A 17,658-nucleotide genomic window follows, 5' to 3' on the forward strand; every position below is an offset into this window, starting at 1 on the left:
CTAAAAATGCCATAGGTTGCAGCTGCAAAGGTCGTAATAACGACCAGCAATAAGCTATAATCTTTTGTATATTATAGATTATTTTTGTTGCCTCACTATGCGGCGATACGCCTTGATGGCATTTTAATCACCGTATGTGCAACTTATTCGTTTAGAAAAATTAATGGAGCTTCCATGTCAGAGCACAACTCAGCAGAACCAAGGAAAAGCAAGCCGTCTAACAGCCACTTATTGCTTGCCGTGAGCGTGGTTATAGCCCTCGTTATCGTGGCCATATTTGTGCTTTCAAACCGGGATAATCAGCAGGAAAACACCAAATTTAAACAGGATGTCGTCGTACCGGAGAAAACGCCGACAGAAGTGGTTAATACCGCGCGCCCGGAGTCAGCCCCTGAGGTAGAAGAGCCCGCTGTGCCTGAACCCATTGTAGAGCCAGAGCCTGCATTGGAACCAGAGCCACTGCCACAGCGTGAACCGGAGCAACCAGTAGCTGCGCCGCTTCCGTCACTGGATGAAAGCGACGTGGCCCTGAGCGAGCAGATTAGCAACTATCTGAACGACACGGCCATGGATCTGGTGGTCACTGACGATATGATCCGCCGCAGCGTGGTGTTTGTTGATAACCTGGCACAGGGTAAAGTGGCTAAAAAGCACTTCCCGGTCAGCAAGCCCAAAGACAGCTTTATGGTTATTGAAGATGACATCATCATCACCGATCCAAACAGCTTCGAGCGTTACACCCCTTATGTGAATATGCTGAATGCCATGAGTACTGCGCAACTGGTGCGTACGTACAACAAATTCAGACCACTGATTGGTGAAGCCTATGAAGAAATAGGCTACGACGGCGGCGAATTCGACCTGACGCTACAAGAAGCCCTGGGCGAGCTGCTGGAAACCCCAATCCCGGAAACCAGCCTGCCGTTGTTGCAAGAGTCTGTGACCTACAAATATGCCTATGCAGAATGGGAGCAATTATCCGATGCGCAAAAACTTTTCCTGCGCATGGGCCCGGAAAATATGAAAAAGATGAAGAAACGTCTGCAAGACCTAAAAGTCGCGCTGGCAAAGTAAGCTAAAACCGAAGAAAAAACCAACCAAAACAGCAAAGCTCGTCTAATTGTATATTCACTATGCAGTTAGCCGGGCTTTTTAACATTTCCCCTTGCAACCAGACGCGAAACTCGCGATAATCCCTCCCGCGCCAAACAAGGCCCTCAATGGTAGTCTTATTGGTCCTCTCGCAACGATAGTTCGTGAACCTGGTCAGGTCCGGAAGGAAGCAGCCACAGCGAATGACTCGTGTGCCGGGATGTGGCTGGTAAGACTGCCACCCAAACTCCAAAGTTTGCGGTGTCAGATTTCACTTCAAAATCAAAATTCTTATAAAGCTAAAAAATATTTTCTAGTCACGCTCTTAAATTTTTTAATGCCTGTCTTTTATTCCTATCCGGTAATTAACTCCGTTCTTCAGAGCAACCTTATTTCAAGGATGTCGATATCGCCCTGTGACGCTTAGCTATATCAAATGGGTGTCATCTAAAGCTATTCCCATTCTTCATAGAAGCATATTTTGAGGGTATAGATTTCAACTCATAACTTTTAGCTATATCGAATGGGTGTTTGCGAAAGTTAAGATTTTGTCTACTAAGTCACAGAAATTGAAATTTTCGTAAATCATCAACAGGTGTGGCAATGTGAATCCAGTTAGCTGAATACCCAACAACAAAATCAACCAAAAAGACGCACTTATCATCAAAGTATGTGTCATTTTGATGTAAGTGACCTTCTCATTTGTAAGGTCATAGTTTATGCGAAGAGCCGTTAAAATTTCTTTAGTTAACTTCAGTGGAGCGTCTTTACTTTTACTACATTGGATAAGGTCCTGCCACCCTAATAAGTGGAATGCGTTTACTTGCAATACCTTTTGTGCCCATAGAGCAGCACGCATTAGGTTCAGCAAACCCACGATCATGCATAGGACACTTAGCGTAACAGTTGCGGAGGCAGTTGCCTCTTTAAAGATAATAGGTGTAACAGAAGCCAAGAGTGAAAACAATGCGGTCACGGTGGCTATATATATTCCCGCTTTGTTGTCCGCTGTTGTTTTTCGGCCCAGTTCGTGGTCATATAATCTTCTTGCTTCATCTAGAAGCAAGTTTGTAGATTTGGAACAGTGTCCTATAGAGGTTCGTTTCCCTTGGAGCGCTAAATTTCTGATTTTATCTAGATCTTTAGCTCTTAGCTCATTCTGATTTAAACTACCTCCAGTGTTGAGGCGCGGCCAGAAGAGATCCCAGTTCATATGTGTTCCCTTTTACTTATCGAGATCAGCTCTTCAACAATAGTCTTTGCGATAGGTAGTTTTGTTTGGTTTTCAATCCAAGCCCATTGACCATTAGGGTTGATTTCCAAGAACCAATACTTTTTGTTTGTGTCGCAAACAAAATCAATGGCTCCGAACTTTAGTCCAAGACATTTCACGAGTGATAGGCACTTTTCTTGTAGCTCCTTTGGCAACGCAATAACCTCATGTACTAGGTTGGCATGTTCCGTACTTCTCCAATCTACAGCTCCGGTCACTTTACATACTGTTTTAATACAAACGCTAAAAATACTGCTCCCAACAACAGTTACACGAATATCGTAGAGCTTTTTCACTTCTTCTTGAAAGATAACAGGGGCTAGTTGTATGGAGTCACTTTGACTCGGCCTTACAGCTTGTATTCTACTCGTAAATATAACTTCATCATTAGACAAGAGGGCATGTTTCAATGGTTTTGCGACCACTTGTTTTTGCTCTTGCATTTTCGATACAAGAGCATACATATTGGTAATATTTGTTTCTGGAATATTAAACCCGAGCTTGTTGGCGAATACGAGTTGTTTCGGTTTGTCTTCTGCCAAAAAAATATGCGTGGGGGAATTTAGCCACTTACCTTCTAAGCGCCAGTAAAGGTTTTTTAGGATAGATAGCCATTCATTTTGTATATATTCATTTTCACTGTCAGTAAGAGCTCCATGAGTAACTTGTGGAACCTCTGGCCTTCTAAAGTAAGCTGCTTTGATTGATGCGCCAGTAAATTTATGACCATTAATATTAATTTCCCAGTCATCAGGGCTCTGAATACCAAATATAACCTCAGCTTTGGGAAGATCTTCAGTATTGAGTCTAATGAAGGGGATACATTGTTCAGTTAATTCTCTTACCACGTAATCCATTGTAAGATCACGCTTATTGGTGACGAGTAAGATCATTACGGCTGACTAAATGAAAAACATACGGTTTGAACTAGTATCATCTCGTTCAACATCTACATGGGTTTTTGTAACAAGCTCCAACCGATATACTGACTCATCGTCTTCTTCTGCATTTACCTTTGTTTTTGTTGTCAATTCAACTGAATCAGTCATTTCAATCGCAGGTCTATTGTTATCAGCATCCATCCACATTTGCTTTTTGTGACAATAATAACCTTTTGACTGCTCAGCAGCTTCTCTTTGTGTGGAGTAATCAGTTAAAAACGGTCTTGTAGTCATACGTCTATTCCTTCAAAAAGACTTTACAGAGAGTGGTTTATTTAGCCAATAATAACTCATCTTTAATCCTTTTACATAAAGAATCAAGGTCACGGAAGATACTTTCTTGATGGATTCCAGCGCGACGTAATTGCTCCAACATTTCATGTGTTTTATTATGATCAATTTCAATGAAGCTTAGAATGTCGTTGTGATCTTTGAATAACACTTCTAGAGGTTGTGAAGATCCATCATGGATGGTAAATGCACTATGTTGAGAGTCCATTCTACCAACTGAGGAAGTGGCCTCGATTGCCAGGGGGATAGCCCAATCTGCTTCTTTTATCGTATTCCTGGGATCAAGTATGTATAAAGGGTAAGGTAAATATTCATCTAGTGGCTTGGAAGTTAGGTTGCTATCCGGATTTTCGCCCGATTGCATACTTTCCCATACTTTTCCTGCTCCATCTGAAATGTAAGGGGAATTTTTCAATTTGCTGTGGTTGTATACTAGTCGTTGGCCCATTTGAGATGGGCAATATACTAAGTCAGTGCCTATAAAGAACTTATTCATTAAATGAGGGTCAAGGACCCATACGCCTTGCTGCGGATTATCGGTTGTACTGGTATCTTGTGTTAGCGCGAAATATAGAGCAACAAGAGGAGAGCGAGACCAGTCTAATAGTCGCGTTGGAAGACCATGATGTTGCATCAAAGCATACACTTTCCATGGGTTTGATTCGTTAGATTCGACATACTTACCATAGTCCCGGAGAAATCGGTAAGCAATAGTCCCTTCTGTTTCTTCATCTAATTGCATCCACCGAGCTTGCGGAATTAATCGAAAATCAATACTTCCAACACCCCGAAACCAGAGATCTGCGCCCAGCTCAGAAATTACCTCTACATAATGCCCTAGACTTGAAATCACTACATTTTCCTTATAAGAAACTGACAGGTGTGCCTAATTTTCATATCATACACATTTTACAAATGTGCTTTTAGAGGCTCAGTTCTCTAGCAAGCAAAGCAATACCCTGATTTTGCTTTTAAAATATAAATTACTCAAGGTTAACTTTTCGGACTAGGCACCAAACTCAAAAAAACGCACTTGCTCCTTAAAGACAAGTGCGCTTTTTACTCCATCAATAGAGCATATCAATCAATTGGATCAATAACACTCAACTGCAACGGTATTCCAGGTATTCTGGCTGCCATCGACGTATTTATTACAAATGCCTTTGGCAAACAGGTTTTCCAGGTGGTAACCGAAGCTGGTGAAGTGCACCAGGTTGCCGAAGAAAGGGAACTGGCCATAGAATTGTAGCTCGGCGAGCATGTCGTCGAGGTTATAATTCGTTTGCTCTGCAATAAAGCTTTGGTCAATGGCCTGCAGGTTGATGATGGTTGGATTCGGGAAGCCGGGGACGACTACATGCAGGTATTCTTCATCGTATTTACCGTCGTAAAACTTCACTGGCTTCATCATTTCGGTTGGTGACAGCTGAGTCATGGCCAGTCTGAAGTCGGTGACTTCAAACACTTCGCGCGTCAGGTTACGGTTCACGTAGATTTTGCCAGGCAGAATGTCATGCAGTGCGCGCATAACGCCTTGCTCATCGTCCGTGACGGTTTGCGCCAGCGCATAATCTGGGAATCTGGCATTGGTAAAGCGCTCATAAGACTCTTTAACCATACCCATAAAGAAGGCAACCGTTTGCTGGCGTGCGATGATGTGAGCCTGCTCTTCAGTAACCGTTCTGGACATCAACAATGCGGCTTTTTTACCGGCATAAAAGCTTACCAGGTTCTGGGTGATTGAGTAAACCGCAGCATTTGATGAGTTTTTAGGGTTACCGCCTTGGTGAATTCGGGTGCCATCGGCGTAGTCAAAAATTGTACTCAGGTCAAAACGACCGTTTTCTTCATTTTCGCGGGCTTGGGTATTCCACTGGAACAAATCGTGCGAGGCGAGCCCCATGACACCAACATCAACAACACGGATGGGTTTTTTAGCAAAAGCCGGCAGTGAGCACAGCAAAAGCAGCAGGACAGAGAGTATTTTCATTTTGTAATGTTTCCTTTTATGCAAATGAGAATCATTATTGTATTGTGTTTATCTGTGAGGATCAATCCAAGCGTCTGAGTAAATGCAAAGTTAATTGGGGTTTAAGTGTAAAGTTAGTCGATCTCCTGCCAGGCCTCGGCGTTTTCTCTTGTAGTCACTGAAAAGCCTTAAAAACGTCATGCCGATAAAGTTAAAGTTTAATAAAAATAGAGGCTTGTAGAAATCTGAGTGTCACTTTTTGTGACTAATGTGTGCTGCGAAATTTTTTACTCACAGGTACTGCCGAGCAGAACTCAGGTGTAAAAAATTATTAACAACGCAAGAATAACAATGAGATTTCGGAGACGTAAAATGAAAGCTAAGCACGCGCTGCTTTGTGCACTAATGCTGATGAGCACCCACAGTATGGCCGATTCGCTGAAGGTGATGGCATACAATATTATGCAACTTAACGTACAGGATTGGGATCAGGAGAACCGGGCTGAACGTTTGCCCTCGGTGCTGGCGTCTATGAGCGACCGCCCGGATGTGATCCTGATCAGTGAAGCCTTCAACAGCGATGCCGAGCAGGCGCTGGATGCGCTTTCGGCAATATATCCTTATCAGACGCCTAACGTTGGCCAGGACTGTAGTGGCAGCGGCTGGGATGGATTAACGGGCAACTGCTCGAACAGTCCTTTTGTGATCCGTGGTGGCGTGGTTATTTTGTCTCAATACCCAATCATCACCCAAAAAGCCCACGTGTTTAAAAACAGCCTGAGCGGCAGCTGGGATTATCTGTCAAACAAAGGGTTTGCCTACGTAGAGATAGAAAAAGACAATCAACGTTATCACCTGATAGGCACGCATTTACAGGCAACTCACGACGGCGACACCGCTCAGGAGCACCGTGTGCGCATGGGCCAGCTAAGTGAAATTCAGTCGTTTATTAGCGCTGAAAATATACCTGCCAGCGAGCCGGTGATTATTGGTGGCGATATGAACGTAGAATGGAGCAAGCAAGATGAAGTGGCCGATATGCTTGCAACCTCACGTGCTGAGTTAAATTTTGAGACGCCTGAGATTGGCTCATTCCCGGCAAAATACAATTGGTTTACCAAAGCCAACGCGTACTACTTTGATTACAGTCTGGATTACAACGATACGCTGGACTACGTTTTCTGGCACCGCGACCACAAGCAGCCAACTAACGCACCAAGCATGGCGGTACGTTACCCGAAAGCAGAGCAAAACTGGTACTGGAGCTACCTGCGTGGCAACTGGCGTTTAAGTGACGGCCGTTACTATCACAATGGCTACTATAACGAATTATCAGATCACTACCCGGTACAAGTTAACTTTGAGTTTTGATCTGTTTGTCAGGATATCGTTGAAGTCAAAAGCCATATTTTAAATACTCAATCTAACGAGGTATACAATGAATAAGTTCACGCTCTTAACTATGTCTATTGCCTTTTCTGCTGCGTGCAGTGCAGATATCCTGAGTTCTCCAAATCAGGTCAAAGTAACCAACAAATCATCTAAAGCCATTACGTCCGCCTTGTTGTCATATAACTCTAGTTTGCCCGCAGTGCCTGATACACCAATGGTTGTGGGCGAGTTTAAGGCGATAGGCAAGCAGAAATCATCTAAAGAAGTAGAGGTACAAGTAGGCAAGCTAGGGGACTATTGGGGACTAATCGTTCAGTTTGAAGATGATGACACGCATTATGTGTTAACGGGCGTGACAACTGTTACCCCTTACAAGGAGTGTCGAACGCCCGGGGATGGCTCAACAGAGTTTATCGTCAGTGATAATCTGGCAGTTAAAATTAGAACCTACAATGGTTCGGACTTTTCAGACTCAGATGGTGATTGCCAGGGATCTCTATCTACACTTGGCACTTTAGGAGTCAAGTGGGGCGCCATTTTGTCAAAATTGCTGTAATTTAGGCAATGTGATAGCCAGATTCGGCTGGTTAATCCAAAAGAACAACGACCAAAGTATGCAGCCTGCGGCTCTTCGTGGGGACGCATTTTACCTAAACCACATCAGCCATCCCGAAGGCGTCATTCGGGATGGCTATTTTGTCCTTTAAATCTGTGTGATTCAGTCCTCAGAGTGCGTCCGTTCAGCGATCCGCGCCTTCAATGTTTGTACAAAACTCCGTGATATCGCACATAAATACGCAGACATAAATACGCAGACATAAATACGCAGACACCCAGAGACATAAATACGCAGACATAAATACGCAGACACCCAGTGTTATACGTTCCTTTTATGGGTCTTTAGTGGGTTAGGGTTCAAAGACATATATGGATGCTCCAGCGATGTCAAGCCGAGTAGGCCAGCGAGATAGCGAATTTTCGTTATCTCGTTCGTTATTTTATCCGCTTTGCCATGCCTGATGTTTGGTCCAGTCCGCTATAAATGTGTTGCTCTGACATATATCCGGGCTTAACTGATTGTTCAGCGCCCCAAATGAGTTCCGAGCCTGCACACCCTAAAATTAATACACCCACTCGGTCTGTAACGACCGTGCCTTCGTCGGGTTTTGCGCAGGCAGGGTTGGACCTTTTTTCATCGTATTTTGGCAAACAGATAAGCGGTTGTCAGTGGCTCACTACACCCACACGGGTTCAACGACCCTTGTCCATGCCGAGCTCACCTGACAACCTAAACTTTGATGCATTGTGCCGCCCCCGATTGTGTATATTGTGGCTGATACGGTTCATTTTTCTGTAGTAATATCCACATCAACCTGGCCAGCCGGTGGGCAGTGGCCACAATGGTTTTATTTATACCAATTCGCTCTCGCAAAGCGCTGACCCAGCGATTTAAATCGTCGTCTTTTTTATGTGCGTTTGTGACCACAGTACGAGCACCGTGGATTAATTGCTTGCGCAGGTATCTGTCCCCTCGTTTGGTGATATGGCTCAGAACACTTTTATCGGCGGAAGCATATTGTCTGGGCGTGAGCCCTAGCCAAACACCGAACTCTTTGGCACTATTAAATGCCTGGCCTTTGTCTATGCTGGCACTAAAAGCAGACGCGATGATAGGGCCTACACCTGGCAGGGATTGCATGATTTCAGCAGCCTGACTACGTTGGTTTGTATCTCGAAACAAAGAATCGAGTTGTCTTAACTGGCGTTCAAAGGCTCTCAGCTCGGCGCAAGTTTCGTGTATAAGCAACAGAATAACCGGTTGCAATTGTTGGTCGAGCAAAGTCTGAATGTGGCTGTAAAAAGCGCGATAACTTTTAGGTGTTTCAATGCCAAATTCAAGCAAAAAGCTCCGGGTCTGATTCAGGCATGCGGTACGTGCCTTAACCAACCTTTCTCTCATCCGGTGCAGTAATAAGACGGCTTGCTGTGATTCTGATTTCACAGGCACAAAGCGAATGTAAGGCCGCTGACTGGCTTCATAAATGGCAAGACAATCATTCTTATCGTTTTTATTCCCTCTGACAAAAGGGGTGACATGTTGCGCAGGCACCAGATGTGCTTTATGACCTGCTTTAATACACATTCTTCCCCAGTAGTGGGCGCAGCCACAGGCCTCCATAACGACTTTACAAGGCGGCATATTCTGAATGGTTTCTTTCAGCTTCTGACGATTAATCCGGCGTGAAAAACAGGGCTTGCCGTTTTTATCCACAGCAAGTAACTGAAAAACGTTTTTAGCCAAGTCAATGGATAATGTGCTAACTTGATTCATGATGGATGCTCCTGTTAACTGTAAATATCACTCTCAGTTTGGCGCATTGACGCCGATTTAGGAGCGTCCATCTCAATCACCCATCTAAAAATGGCGCACTTTTGATGTGGCGTTAGCGCTTAGCACACGCTCAAAGGGTTGAGGATAATGGGCTATGCAAGCTGCAAGGAAGAAGCAGGTTAGTTTAGCCGATACCAAATACTATCACTGTATTTCCCGGAGTGTTCGTCGGGAATTTTATGCCGTGAAGGCTGCTTAACAGGCTGCTCATATGAGCATCTGTAACTCCCTCTTAAACTGCAACAGTTCTTGAGTAGAATTTCCATTAACAAAAGAAGGGAGTTTTACGATGAGAACAAGCAAGTTCACCGAGTCACAAATTGTTGCTATGATCAAAGAGGCTGAACCGGGTATATTGGCTCTAGATCTTTTCCGAAAACACAAACATTGGATAAAGCACATTTTATAAGTGGCGCTTCAAATATGGCGACGTGAAAGCGTCGGATGCAAAGCGTCTGAAAGAGCTTGAAGAAGAGAATCGTAAGCTCAATGACATGTTTGCAACACTGAATCTGAAACACACTATGCTAATGAAATCGTTGCAAAGAAAAAGCTTTGAGTCCAATCAGGCGTAGAGCGAGGGTTAAACACCTCCTGGAGCAGTATAAGGTAAGTGTGGCACTTGTTTGCGAGGTGCAGGACTAAATCAAAGTGTTTATTACTACACGCACAAGCAGCCAACAGATGATGAGGTAATCGAAGTGTTGTTATTGCTTGTGGAGCGTCACCCTGTTAGGGGTGTGCCTAAGCTGTTTAAACGGCTGCAGCATCTGGGCAAAACATGGAACAAGCAGCGTGTTGAACGTGCTTACAATATGTCAAAGAAAAGGAAAGTGCTGTATTCCAACATGTAGCCCAGCGCCATTGAGTACGCCGGAAAAGCACCATGATTCTTGGTCCAGGGATTTCATGAGCACTGCTTTAAGCCTTTGATATCGAATCAGAATATAAAATATTTTTGATGATTGTAATCGACAAGCCCTGGCCACCGAAGTAGATCCCTGTTTGACCACAGAGCGGGTTATCAGAACGCTTGAACGAGTGATTGCCCGGCGAGGAAAGCTACCCGTAAATAAGGATTAATAATGGACCTGAATTTACATCCTGCTTGTAGGGAAGTTGGGCGCAAAACAAAACATAAAGCTAGAGTTTATTCAGCCAGATAGTCCTTATCAGAGTGGTTAGAAATTTATAATTATTAAATGCCTTACGATGCACTGGAAGACATGGCCCTAGTTGTCTACCTTGAGGCTGCATAATTCTACTAATGAGCTGTACTAGGTTGGGTGGGGTGACAAATCAACATTTACTCCTATTTAGTGTCTCGAGTGCGCTGTTTGGCGGCCAATGACGTATGTTTGTCGTAACGCTGTCATACCCTTTTTAGCTATAAAAATTAGGTCAGTGAGGTAACTATAATGCAAGAAGCAGTTAAATCGATGGTGTCGCCAACCAAGCTCAAATCAATGCGTGTTGAAAATGGTTGGTCGCAAGAAAAACTAGCGTCCGTAACAGGTTTAAGTCTGAGGACCATTCAGCGCATTGAAAAAGACGGGCGGTGTTCAGTGGAGTCAAAGCTGGCTATTGCGGCAGCCTTAAACATGACGCCATCCGAATTATTGCATGATTATCCTGAGACAGTGGGTGATGGCACGCTTAACTACGGCGGAATGGTCGGTTTATTAAGTATTGTGGGTTTGTGCAGTTTGCTTGTTGCATGGGAATGGAATAACCCGGAGATTTTTATCAATCCGATGAATGCATTATTCATCGGTTTGACGGTTTTTGGGTTGTCTATGATGAGCAGTGGTTTTAAAGCAACAGTGAATGCGTTTGGTACGATTATTTGGATATTCAAACAGCCACAAGACCAACTGCTGGTACAGGCGCATTTGCCAGTATTAAGACGTGCACTTGTTTATTGCTACACCGCTGGCGTTATTTGGACATTGACTGAAGTAGTCGAGGCTGGCTTTTACGGAAGCCAAACTTCCAACAATTCAATGTCCCTGAATGACATATTGTTCTCGATGCAAAGCCTGCTTTATGCAGTCATGCTCGCGGAATTTGTGATACGACCGTTGATGAACAGAATAACGTGGTTACTTAGCCGACAACACTAAGTTCAGCCGCCGACTGGTTATCAACCTAATTAACAAGGCGAACAACATTGAAAAATGATAATCAGGGCTACGGGCAAGTAGCGAAAGTGTTTCACTGGGCAAGTGTATTTTTCATTATTCCAGCGATGGTTATTGGTATCTGGTGGATATGGGTTGATCTTGATACCGACTCAGGATGGGAACAGTTCGAACAACTTATTGGCTGGCACGCCAACTTTGGCCTAACAGTCATAATATTAATGCTTCCACGGCTTATCTGGCGAGCATTAAATAGTCCCACAGCAAGCGCTGATAGTACAGTGCACCTCAAAAAAGTTGCTTTTGCTGCGCATTTCTCTTTGTATGCCCTGGCGCTTATCACCCCTATCAGCGGGTGGCTTGGCTCGGCTTTAGATGGAGTGGCATTCAGCTACTTTTCTGTCATCACTATCCCACCGATTTTTGGTACGTATCCGGACCTTGCTGTCGTGATGACATCCGTCCATATCTACGCAAGCTATGCTTTGATTTTCTTCATTGCCTTGCATTTGGCGGCGGTTGTATATCACCAATTCTGGTTGAAAGACCGTATCCTTCGAAGAATGACTTAACGTATTACCGCTAATCGCCTTATAACCCTAGGTAGTTTTTTGAGATTCAACAATTGAAATAAGGTTTATATATGACTAAACGTCATACATTTGCGGCCTTTATGCCTGTGTGTTTCCCGGCGAGTATCTTGTTGTTATTCGCAAAAAAGCAAACGCAAAAAAGCCCCAAAAAAAAGAGAAAAGCGAAGACACCCAGAAGAGAAAAGCGAAGACACCCAGCGTTACCTATTCTTATTACGGGTCCTTGAGCAATGAACACACGTGCTATTGCAAATAAATAAGCGAAAAGCTTCAGGAATCAGGCTTTGCGGAAAAAACGAAGACACCCAGCGTTACCTATTCTTATTACGGGTCCTTGAGCAATTAACAAACGTGCTACTGCAAATAAATAAGCGAAAAGCTTAAGGAATCAGGCTTTGCGGATGAGCATTTTCTGCGGAAAAAACGAAGACACCCAGCGTTACCTATTCTTATTACGGGTCCTTGAGCAATGAACAAACGTGCTACTGCAAATAAATAAGCGAAAAGCTTAAGGAATCAGGCTTTGCGGATGAGCATTTTCAGTTGAAGCAGTAGTTATTTGATATTCTTGGCACAGTTAAGTGCTGCCAGAGTAAGACAGTCACCACTTGAATTTAGGATAATGACAACTCTATCCTCAAGAAAAAGCGAAGACACCCAGCGTTACCTATTCTTATTACGGGTCCTTGAGCAATGAACACACGTGCTATTGCAAATAAATAAGCGAAAAGCTTCAGGAATCAGGCTTTGCGGATGAGCATTTTCAGTTGAAGCAGTAGTTATTTGATATTCTTGGCACAGTTAAGCGCTGCCAGAGTAAGACAGTCACCACTTGAATTTAGGATAATGACAACTCTATCCTAATAAGCGTTCACAATTAGCCAGATTAGGTCGTCGTTTTTTTTGCAGGTGTTCACAAAATTCAGTCACGGCTTGCTGTCTGCCGACTGCACCGTGGAATACTTTGGTAAATCGCGTGGTGAGCTTTAGCCAGTTTTCGGGCTCTATTTGCGATCTGGCGAGAATAGGCTGAGCATCGCAGATGTGGCCTCGCTTATCTGCACGAATGCATCGGCCTGTTAGCTCAACCAGTTCAATATAGTATTCAAGCTCAAAGGGTAATCCTTTGGGCATGTTTTGTCTGGGGTTGCCAGCAAAGCGCAGAAGGCTCTTTGGTTGTTTACCGTCATGAGCGTGTTCAATGCGTTTTTTGATACTGGTAAACTCAGATGCTTCTGGTGTGGTGGCCATTTTGGCCCGGATTGGGTTGAGGTCAACGTAGGCCATGCAAGCGGCCAGTGCGGCTTCATCGAGCAATGCCTGTGATTTAAATCGACCCTCCCAGAACCGACCTGTACAGCCATCTTCTTTATTGGCTCGGCGGGCAATGTCTTCGTTGAGTACGCGCATAAACCAGCTGATGCTCGCAAGTCTCTCCCTATATTTCTCGATAATATCGTCAAGCATAATACGCTCAGACGGATTAAGCTCGTCACCTACAATGAACTTGTGTGTTAGCCAGTTTCCCTTAAATAGCTTATGCCATCGGATAACGATGGCTTTGTCAGACAGTCGATTGGCTTTTGTGTCATCAACATACATAACGATGTGGGTATGGTTGCTCATCACAGCGTAAGCGCAGATGTCAATGCAGAAAATGGATGCAAGTAAAAGTAGCTTTTCTTCAACCCACTCACGACGATGTTCATAAGATTGGCCTGTTAACGGGTCTTCACCGCATAAAAAGGCACGCCGTACACAGCGAGAGATGCAATGATAGTATTTCGTGTCAACTAAGCTGACCTGGCTTTTCCGTGCCGCTGGCATTCGCTTCGTCCTTATCCTTGGAGCAGATTAACAGCATAGACGGGGGGAGTTTGACAGACAAGTTTTTGTATGGGTGTCTACTATTCGCTTTATCCCAAAGCAGAGCAAAACTGGTACTGGAGCTACCTGCGCGGCAACTGGAACCTAAGCAGCGGCCGCAATTACCATAACGGCTACTACAACGAGTTATCTGATCACTACCCGGTGCAGGTAAACTTTGAGTTTAGATAAATGCTATACACCTGCTGAATAGGCCCCGCAGTCATCCCGGACGCGCGCGAGCCGGGATCTACCAAAACAAAACGCAGCAGCGCCGCGATATTGGTGCACCTAACAGACCCCGCAGTCATCCCGGACGCTTGCGAGCCGGGGTAAACTTAGCCAGAACACTACTCCAAATGGTAAAAAGCGCCTCAACCTGAAAGTGCTGTTTTTTATACAGCTGTAAGTAAATGTAGCCAGCTCCCATGTCAAATTTCTCGCTTTCTCCGCCCTTGAAGGTCTCGTTTAAGTGAAGCTTTTATTTAATTTAAATAGATTCAATAGGTTAGTAGTTTTACATAACGAGACCCCAAGTCTCGCTATGAACAAGGCTCGGTTTCAACAAAGCCATTTTGGCTTGAGCAATGAGAGCAACGGTGGTAGGTTACTGTTCTTATTATGAATAAAATAATTTGGCTGTGGATCTGTAAGGTTTAAGGAACTGGATCTAACCGGTATTCACGCTAATAAGCGTTATGTATCTAAGCTATGAGTGAGTTCATTTCAGCAGTAGAAGGCGGAAAACAGAGAGGGTATTCCGGAAGCTTCATAATTGATGGGGAGGCTTGCTATTGCTCCGCGGCTATTCAAAAATTCAGAGGTGCTTATAAAGCTCACGTTTCAATCATCAAAGTTAGCAACCTGGTGTCGGAAACCTATGAAGTGTATTTTACCCGAGCAATGCCCACCTTGGAGTCTGCCATTAAGTGCGTTGAAGAAAATGGTCCAATCAGAGTCTCTTCTTTTGGTGCTCTAAAGGGGCAAAAGATATTCAACCCATCATGGACCGAAGAGAATGATACATAACAATTCCAGGCAGCAACGCCAGCAAGCTGGCTGGGCCTCCTTACAGTCGGCCGCTGCTGGGCGGCGTTATAAGCAACGGGAGCTTTGAGTTTTGGTGAAAATTCGAAAAGCAGAACTTACAGATTCAGAGCAAATTAACAAGTTGTCAGTGTATTTAGGCTACGAAATCGTTGCCGATGATATTGCCTTAAAGCGATTGTCGAGACTTTTAAGATCAGACAATGACAATGTTTACGTTGCTGAGATTGAGGGTGAAATAGTTGGTTGGCTACACTCTTTTAAAGCTTACCGCTTGGCTTCCGATGGTTTCAACGAAATTGGTGGTATGGTTGTGGAACCAACGAGAAGAAACTTAGGAATCGGTAAAAAATTGGTAGCTCATGCCTTGGAAGTTGATTCCGGAAAATGGCGTGTACGGTGCAACATCAATCGTGCACAAACACATGAGTTTTATAAAAAGTCTGGTTTTAAAAGCACGAAAAGCCAGCACATATTTGAAAATTTCTTATAACAAGCTGATTAATCGGACAAGTTTTACTGTGTCGCTTTTTGCATTTCCGCTCCGCGGGCAAAAACCAACCCAGCAAAATTTGCCAATTAACAGGGCGTTAGCACCCATGTTAAATATGAAGCATCTTCTAATTATTACGTTTTTGATTCCGCCGGTAGCTTTGGCTGAAACCAGTACATGCTTCGGGACGACTTCCCATGGCAGCCTTACTAATGGAGCGAAACTTCCATCCAAAGGAAAAACTATGTAGGCTACAGTACAATGGCGAGATTGGCTGGCCGCACCTATGTTCATTCTGAAGTGAGAGATATTGTCGTATCAGCATATAAAGACTTAGAGATTGAACAGCCAACAAAGGTCTATAAATATGCGGAAACAGGGTTCAAGGATGGGGGCCAATTCAAGCCTCATAAAACTCATAGAAACGGACTGTCAGTTGATTTCATGACTCCAGTAAAGGATATGAATGGAAAATCTGTTCATTTGCCCACAAACCTCTTAAATAAGCTGGGTTACAACATCGAGTTTGATGTGAATGACCATTATGATGGTATGTACATAGATTATGAAGCGATTGCTGCGCATGTTGTAGCATTGCACAAGCAAGCCAAGGAACATGGACATGATTTATGGCGAGTAATTTTCGACCCGAAATTACAGCCAAATTTATACAAAACAAAATATGCACAGTATTTGAAAGAAAACATCCAGTTTTCTAAAAAAAGGTCATGGGTCAGGCATGATGAGCACTACCATGTTGATTTTGCAATACCGTGTAAATAACAGTGCTAACAAAGCGCTGCAACTGACAGCCAAACTTGTCACTCGTTTTGCGTACCGCAAAACCAGCGCCATTATTGTATGCGGGCTAAGTGCTGCGTTATAAAGATTGGGAGATTTGGTATTTTAATTCGGGGTATTAGAAGTCAATTAAACCTAAAGCCACACTTTTATGCTGAGTCTACAAAAGTAGGTGGTGTTGGTTGTTTGCTTGGGGGCAGTCTTGCATTCTATCTGATGTTCGTCATTAACTCGTATTTTGGCATAGAAAGTGATGTACCGATGAGGCAATATGAGCAATCGGTTATAGTTGCACTTTTTGTGAGTTACTTCATCACATTGCTAGTTTGTCTTTACGTATTTTGTGCACTTACAGCATTACTCTATTATCGAAATAAATACAATAAAGGCTATATAACTAAGTCAGAGCTAAAAGACATAGCATTTAAGAGTTTATATCCGCAACGCTGGCAAAAAGGACTTTGAAAATATATATAACAAGTGCTTCACCCGAGGACGCAAAACACTTGGCTTGCCCACCTTCGTCGCCAATTTTAACTTGCAATTTTGTGCCGTTTACGGCAAGCACTATATGAATGGATTGATATGAAATTGAGATTGCTACTTCTTATTATAGTCTTAAGCCCTTTGGCTCTGTGGTTTGGTTACAAACCGATCCGCATATTGGCTCCTGAGCTCAATGGGTTGTACTGCGCCAGCGCCACTATTTGCATAGATGATATTTCTCAGCTTGATACAGCTTCACAGCTTTATTCTTCAGCGCATACTTTCATTGAAAAGCATGTGGCTCCGTTTGATACACATCCCAGAGTTATTTTTTGTTCCAGCAAATCCTGTTTTAACTCTTTTGGTCTCAACGATATGAGAGCTGTAACGGTCAGTACATTTGGCGTTGTAGTTGGCCCCAGGGGCTGGGAATCGAGTTTTCTTGCTCACGAGTTTGTTCACCACTTACAGCATGAAAAACTTGGCAATTTGCAAGTCTGGTTTGATACGCCTCAATGGTTTATGGAAGGTATGGCTTATTCGCTTACTGATGAGCGTGAAGTTTTAGACGAGCCATGGGAAAGTTACCGTGATAAGTTTGAGCATTGGAGCAAGGACTCTGGCACTGACAATTTGTGGCAAAAGGCGCGTTCACTGTAGACTCACATACCAAGCCTATAAAGTGCTGGGACATAAAAACAGTTGGCTTTTTGCCCTTGCCTCGTTAAAGTATAACTAGCTGATTTTTAAGTTCTTTTGCTATCAATTTAGTAGTAGCAAAGCCTTAAATTCTGGTTCGTAATCGTTGGCTCGGTTCCGCTTCGTTAAAAATTATCGCCAACAATCACTTGTCGCTTAAGTGGTTTTTTAATCTAATATCG

General features: G+C 43.7%; 17 protein-coding genes, 1 other RNA gene and 2 pseudogenes. 13 read left to right on the forward strand and 7 right to left on the reverse strand.

The genetic code is table 11. The features are described 5' to 3' along the window. The first annotated feature begins 174 nt into the window (after positions 1-174). Together L1285_RS15980 and ffs are read left to right on the forward strand one after the other, a co-directional pair. Positions 175-1,074 (forward strand): DUF3014 domain-containing protein, encoded by a 900-nt coding sequence (locus L1285_RS15980; protein ID WP_235413168.1) that lies wholly within the window; start codon positions 175-177, stop codon positions 1,072-1,074. Between the two features lie 156 nt (positions 1,075-1,230). After that, an RNA gene (gene ffs, locus L1285_RS15985) (signal recognition particle sRNA small type) lies at positions 1,231-1,327 on the forward strand. A gap of 279 nt (positions 1,328-1,606) precedes the next feature. Here ffs and L1285_RS15990 read toward each other — a convergent pair. From L1285_RS15990 to L1285_RS16010, 5 genes are all read right to left on the reverse strand, one after another. Continuing rightward, positions 1,607-2,305 carry a hypothetical protein gene (locus tag L1285_RS15990; protein WP_235413169.1) on the reverse strand — a complete coding sequence of 233 codons (699 nt, stop codon included), beginning with the start codon at positions 2,303-2,305 and terminating at the stop codon, positions 1,607-1,609. Further along, positions 2,302-3,222, reverse strand: a complete 921-nt coding sequence (locus tag L1285_RS15995; protein WP_235413170.1) for a hypothetical protein — start codon at positions 3,220-3,222, stop codon at positions 2,302-2,304. The genes L1285_RS15990 and L1285_RS15995 overlap by 4 nt, the downstream gene beginning before the upstream one ends. Before the next feature lie 45 nt (positions 3,223-3,267). Further along, positions 3,268-3,540, reverse strand: a complete 273-nt coding sequence (locus L1285_RS16000; protein ID WP_235413171.1) for a hypothetical protein — start codon at positions 3,538-3,540, stop codon at positions 3,268-3,270. Between the two features lie 37 nt (positions 3,541-3,577). Beyond that, positions 3,578-4,450 carry an FRG domain-containing protein gene (locus tag L1285_RS16005; protein ID WP_235413172.1) on the reverse strand — a complete coding sequence of 291 codons (873 nt, stop codon included), beginning with the start codon at positions 4,448-4,450 and terminating at the stop codon, positions 3,578-3,580. 240 nt (positions 4,451-4,690) lie between these two features. Further along, positions 4,691-5,587 (reverse strand): hypothetical protein, encoded by an 897-nt coding sequence (locus tag L1285_RS16010; RefSeq protein ID WP_235413173.1) that lies wholly within the window; start codon positions 5,585-5,587, stop codon positions 4,691-4,693. A gap of 351 nt (positions 5,588-5,938) precedes the next feature. Here L1285_RS16010 and L1285_RS16015 point away from each other — a divergent pair, with 351 nt between their 5' ends. Together L1285_RS16015 and L1285_RS16020 are read left to right on the forward strand one after the other, a co-directional pair. Further along, a complete protein-coding gene (locus L1285_RS16015) occupies positions 5,939-6,937 on the forward strand; it encodes a sphingomyelin phosphodiesterase (RefSeq protein WP_235413174.1) in 999 nt (332 codons plus the stop codon). Positions 6,938-7,004: 67 nt separating this feature from the next. Then, positions 7,005-7,514, forward strand: coding sequence for a hypothetical protein (locus tag L1285_RS16020; RefSeq protein ID WP_235413175.1), 510 nt, complete (start codon positions 7,005-7,007; stop codon positions 7,512-7,514). Between the two features lie 732 nt (positions 7,515-8,246). On the opposite strand, the gene L1285_RS16025 is transcribed toward L1285_RS16020, so the two are convergent. After that, the gene (locus L1285_RS16025) at positions 8,247-9,290 is read right to left on the reverse strand and encodes an IS110 family transposase (RefSeq protein ID WP_235413176.1); all 1,044 of its coding nucleotides are present in this window, start codon (positions 9,288-9,290) and stop codon (positions 8,247-8,249) included. Between the two features lie 154 nt (positions 9,291-9,444). Here L1285_RS16025 and L1285_RS16030 point away from each other — a divergent pair. From L1285_RS16030 to L1285_RS16045, 4 genes and pseudogenes are all read left to right on the forward strand, one after another. Continuing rightward, a pseudogene (locus tag L1285_RS16030) lies at positions 9,445-9,569 on the forward strand (transposase); the annotation flags it as partial. Between the two features lie 191 nt (positions 9,570-9,760). Further along, positions 9,761-9,925: pseudogene (locus L1285_RS16035) on the forward strand (IS3 family transposase); the annotation flags it as partial. A gap of 843 nt (positions 9,926-10,768) precedes the next feature. Further along, entirely contained in the window at positions 10,769-11,473 is a 705-nt protein-coding gene (locus L1285_RS16040; protein WP_235413178.1) for a helix-turn-helix domain-containing protein, read from the forward strand. Positions 11,474-11,520: 47 nt separating this feature from the next. After that, the gene (locus L1285_RS16045) at positions 11,521-12,063 is read left to right on the forward strand and encodes a cytochrome b (RefSeq protein WP_235413179.1); all 543 of its coding nucleotides are present in this window, start codon (positions 11,521-11,523) and stop codon (positions 12,061-12,063) included. Between the two features lie 876 nt (positions 12,064-12,939). On the opposite strand, the gene L1285_RS16050 is transcribed toward L1285_RS16045, so the two are convergent. Next, entirely contained in the window at positions 12,940-13,911 is a 972-nt protein-coding gene (locus tag L1285_RS16050; protein ID WP_235413180.1) for a transposase, read from the reverse strand. A 69-nt stretch (positions 13,912-13,980) separates the two neighbouring features. Here L1285_RS16050 and L1285_RS16055 point away from each other — a divergent pair, with 69 nt between their 5' ends. The 5 genes from L1285_RS16055 (at position 13,981) to L1285_RS16075 (ending at position 17,437) form a co-directional block, all read left to right on the forward strand. Beyond that, on the forward strand, positions 13,981-14,142 hold the full coding sequence (locus tag L1285_RS16055) for a hypothetical protein (RefSeq protein WP_235413181.1): 162 nt from the start codon (positions 13,981-13,983) through the stop codon (positions 14,140-14,142). Between the two features lie 519 nt (positions 14,143-14,661). After that, positions 14,662-14,979: a hypothetical protein gene (locus tag L1285_RS16060; RefSeq protein ID WP_235413182.1), complete on the forward strand. Its 318-nt coding sequence runs from the start codon at positions 14,662-14,664 to the stop codon at positions 14,977-14,979. A 94-nt stretch (positions 14,980-15,073) separates the two neighbouring features. Further along, positions 15,074-15,490, forward strand: coding sequence for a GNAT family N-acetyltransferase (locus L1285_RS16065; protein WP_235413183.1), 417 nt, complete (start codon positions 15,074-15,076; stop codon positions 15,488-15,490). Positions 15,491-15,751: 261 nt separating this feature from the next. Further along, positions 15,752-16,273 carry a penicillin-insensitive murein endopeptidase gene (locus L1285_RS16070; RefSeq protein ID WP_235413184.1) on the forward strand — a complete coding sequence of 174 codons (522 nt, stop codon included), beginning with the start codon at positions 15,752-15,754 and terminating at the stop codon, positions 16,271-16,273. A 603-nt stretch (positions 16,274-16,876) separates the two neighbouring features. After that, positions 16,877-17,437, forward strand: a complete 561-nt coding sequence (locus tag L1285_RS16075; protein WP_235413185.1) for a hypothetical protein — start codon at positions 16,877-16,879, stop codon at positions 17,435-17,437. The last annotated feature ends 221 nt before the right edge of the window (positions 17,438-17,658 follow it).

This window comes from Pseudoalteromonas sp. DL2-H2.2 (genome assembly GCF_021532535.1).
GTDB classification, from domain to species: Bacteria; Pseudomonadota; Gammaproteobacteria; order Enterobacterales; family Alteromonadaceae; genus Pseudoalteromonas; species Pseudoalteromonas rubra_A.

Coding starts and splice junctions, on each gene's coding strand:
- L1285_RS16075 (WP_235413185.1), top strand. CDS start 16,877: ATGAAATTGAGATTGCTACTTCTTATTATAGTCTTAAGCCCTTTGGCT.
- L1285_RS16000 (WP_235413171.1), bottom strand. CDS start 3,540: ATGACTACAAGACCGTTTTTAACTGATTACTCCACACAAAGAGAAGCT.
- L1285_RS16025 (WP_235413176.1), bottom strand. CDS start 9,290: ATGAATCAAGTTAGCACATTATCCATTGACTTGGCTAAAAACGTTTTT.
- L1285_RS16040 (WP_235413178.1), top strand. CDS start 10,769: ATGCAAGAAGCAGTTAAATCGATGGTGTCGCCAACCAAGCTCAAATCA.
- L1285_RS16020 (WP_235413175.1), top strand. CDS start 7,005: ATGAATAAGTTCACGCTCTTAACTATGTCTATTGCCTTTTCTGCTGCG.
- L1285_RS16010 (WP_235413173.1), bottom strand. CDS start 5,587: ATGAAAATACTCTCTGTCCTGCTGCTTTTGCTGTGCTCACTGCCGGCT.
- L1285_RS16070 (WP_235413184.1), top strand. CDS start 15,752: ATGGCGAGATTGGCTGGCCGCACCTATGTTCATTCTGAAGTGAGAGAT.
- L1285_RS16055 (WP_235413181.1), top strand. CDS start 13,981: ATGGGTGTCTACTATTCGCTTTATCCCAAAGCAGAGCAAAACTGGTAC.
- L1285_RS15980 (WP_235413168.1), top strand. CDS start 175: ATGTCAGAGCACAACTCAGCAGAACCAAGGAAAAGCAAGCCGTCTAAC.
- L1285_RS15990 (WP_235413169.1), bottom strand. CDS start 2,305: ATGAACTGGGATCTCTTCTGGCCGCGCCTCAACACTGGAGGTAGTTTA.
- L1285_RS16060 (WP_235413182.1), top strand. CDS start 14,662: ATGAGTGAGTTCATTTCAGCAGTAGAAGGCGGAAAACAGAGAGGGTAT.
- L1285_RS15995 (WP_235413170.1), bottom strand. CDS start 3,222: ATGGATTACGTGGTAAGAGAATTAACTGAACAATGTATCCCCTTCATT.
- L1285_RS16050 (WP_235413180.1), bottom strand. CDS start 13,911: ATGCCAGCGGCACGGAAAAGCCAGGTCAGCTTAGTTGACACGAAATAC.
- L1285_RS16015 (WP_235413174.1), top strand. CDS start 5,939: ATGAAAGCTAAGCACGCGCTGCTTTGTGCACTAATGCTGATGAGCACC.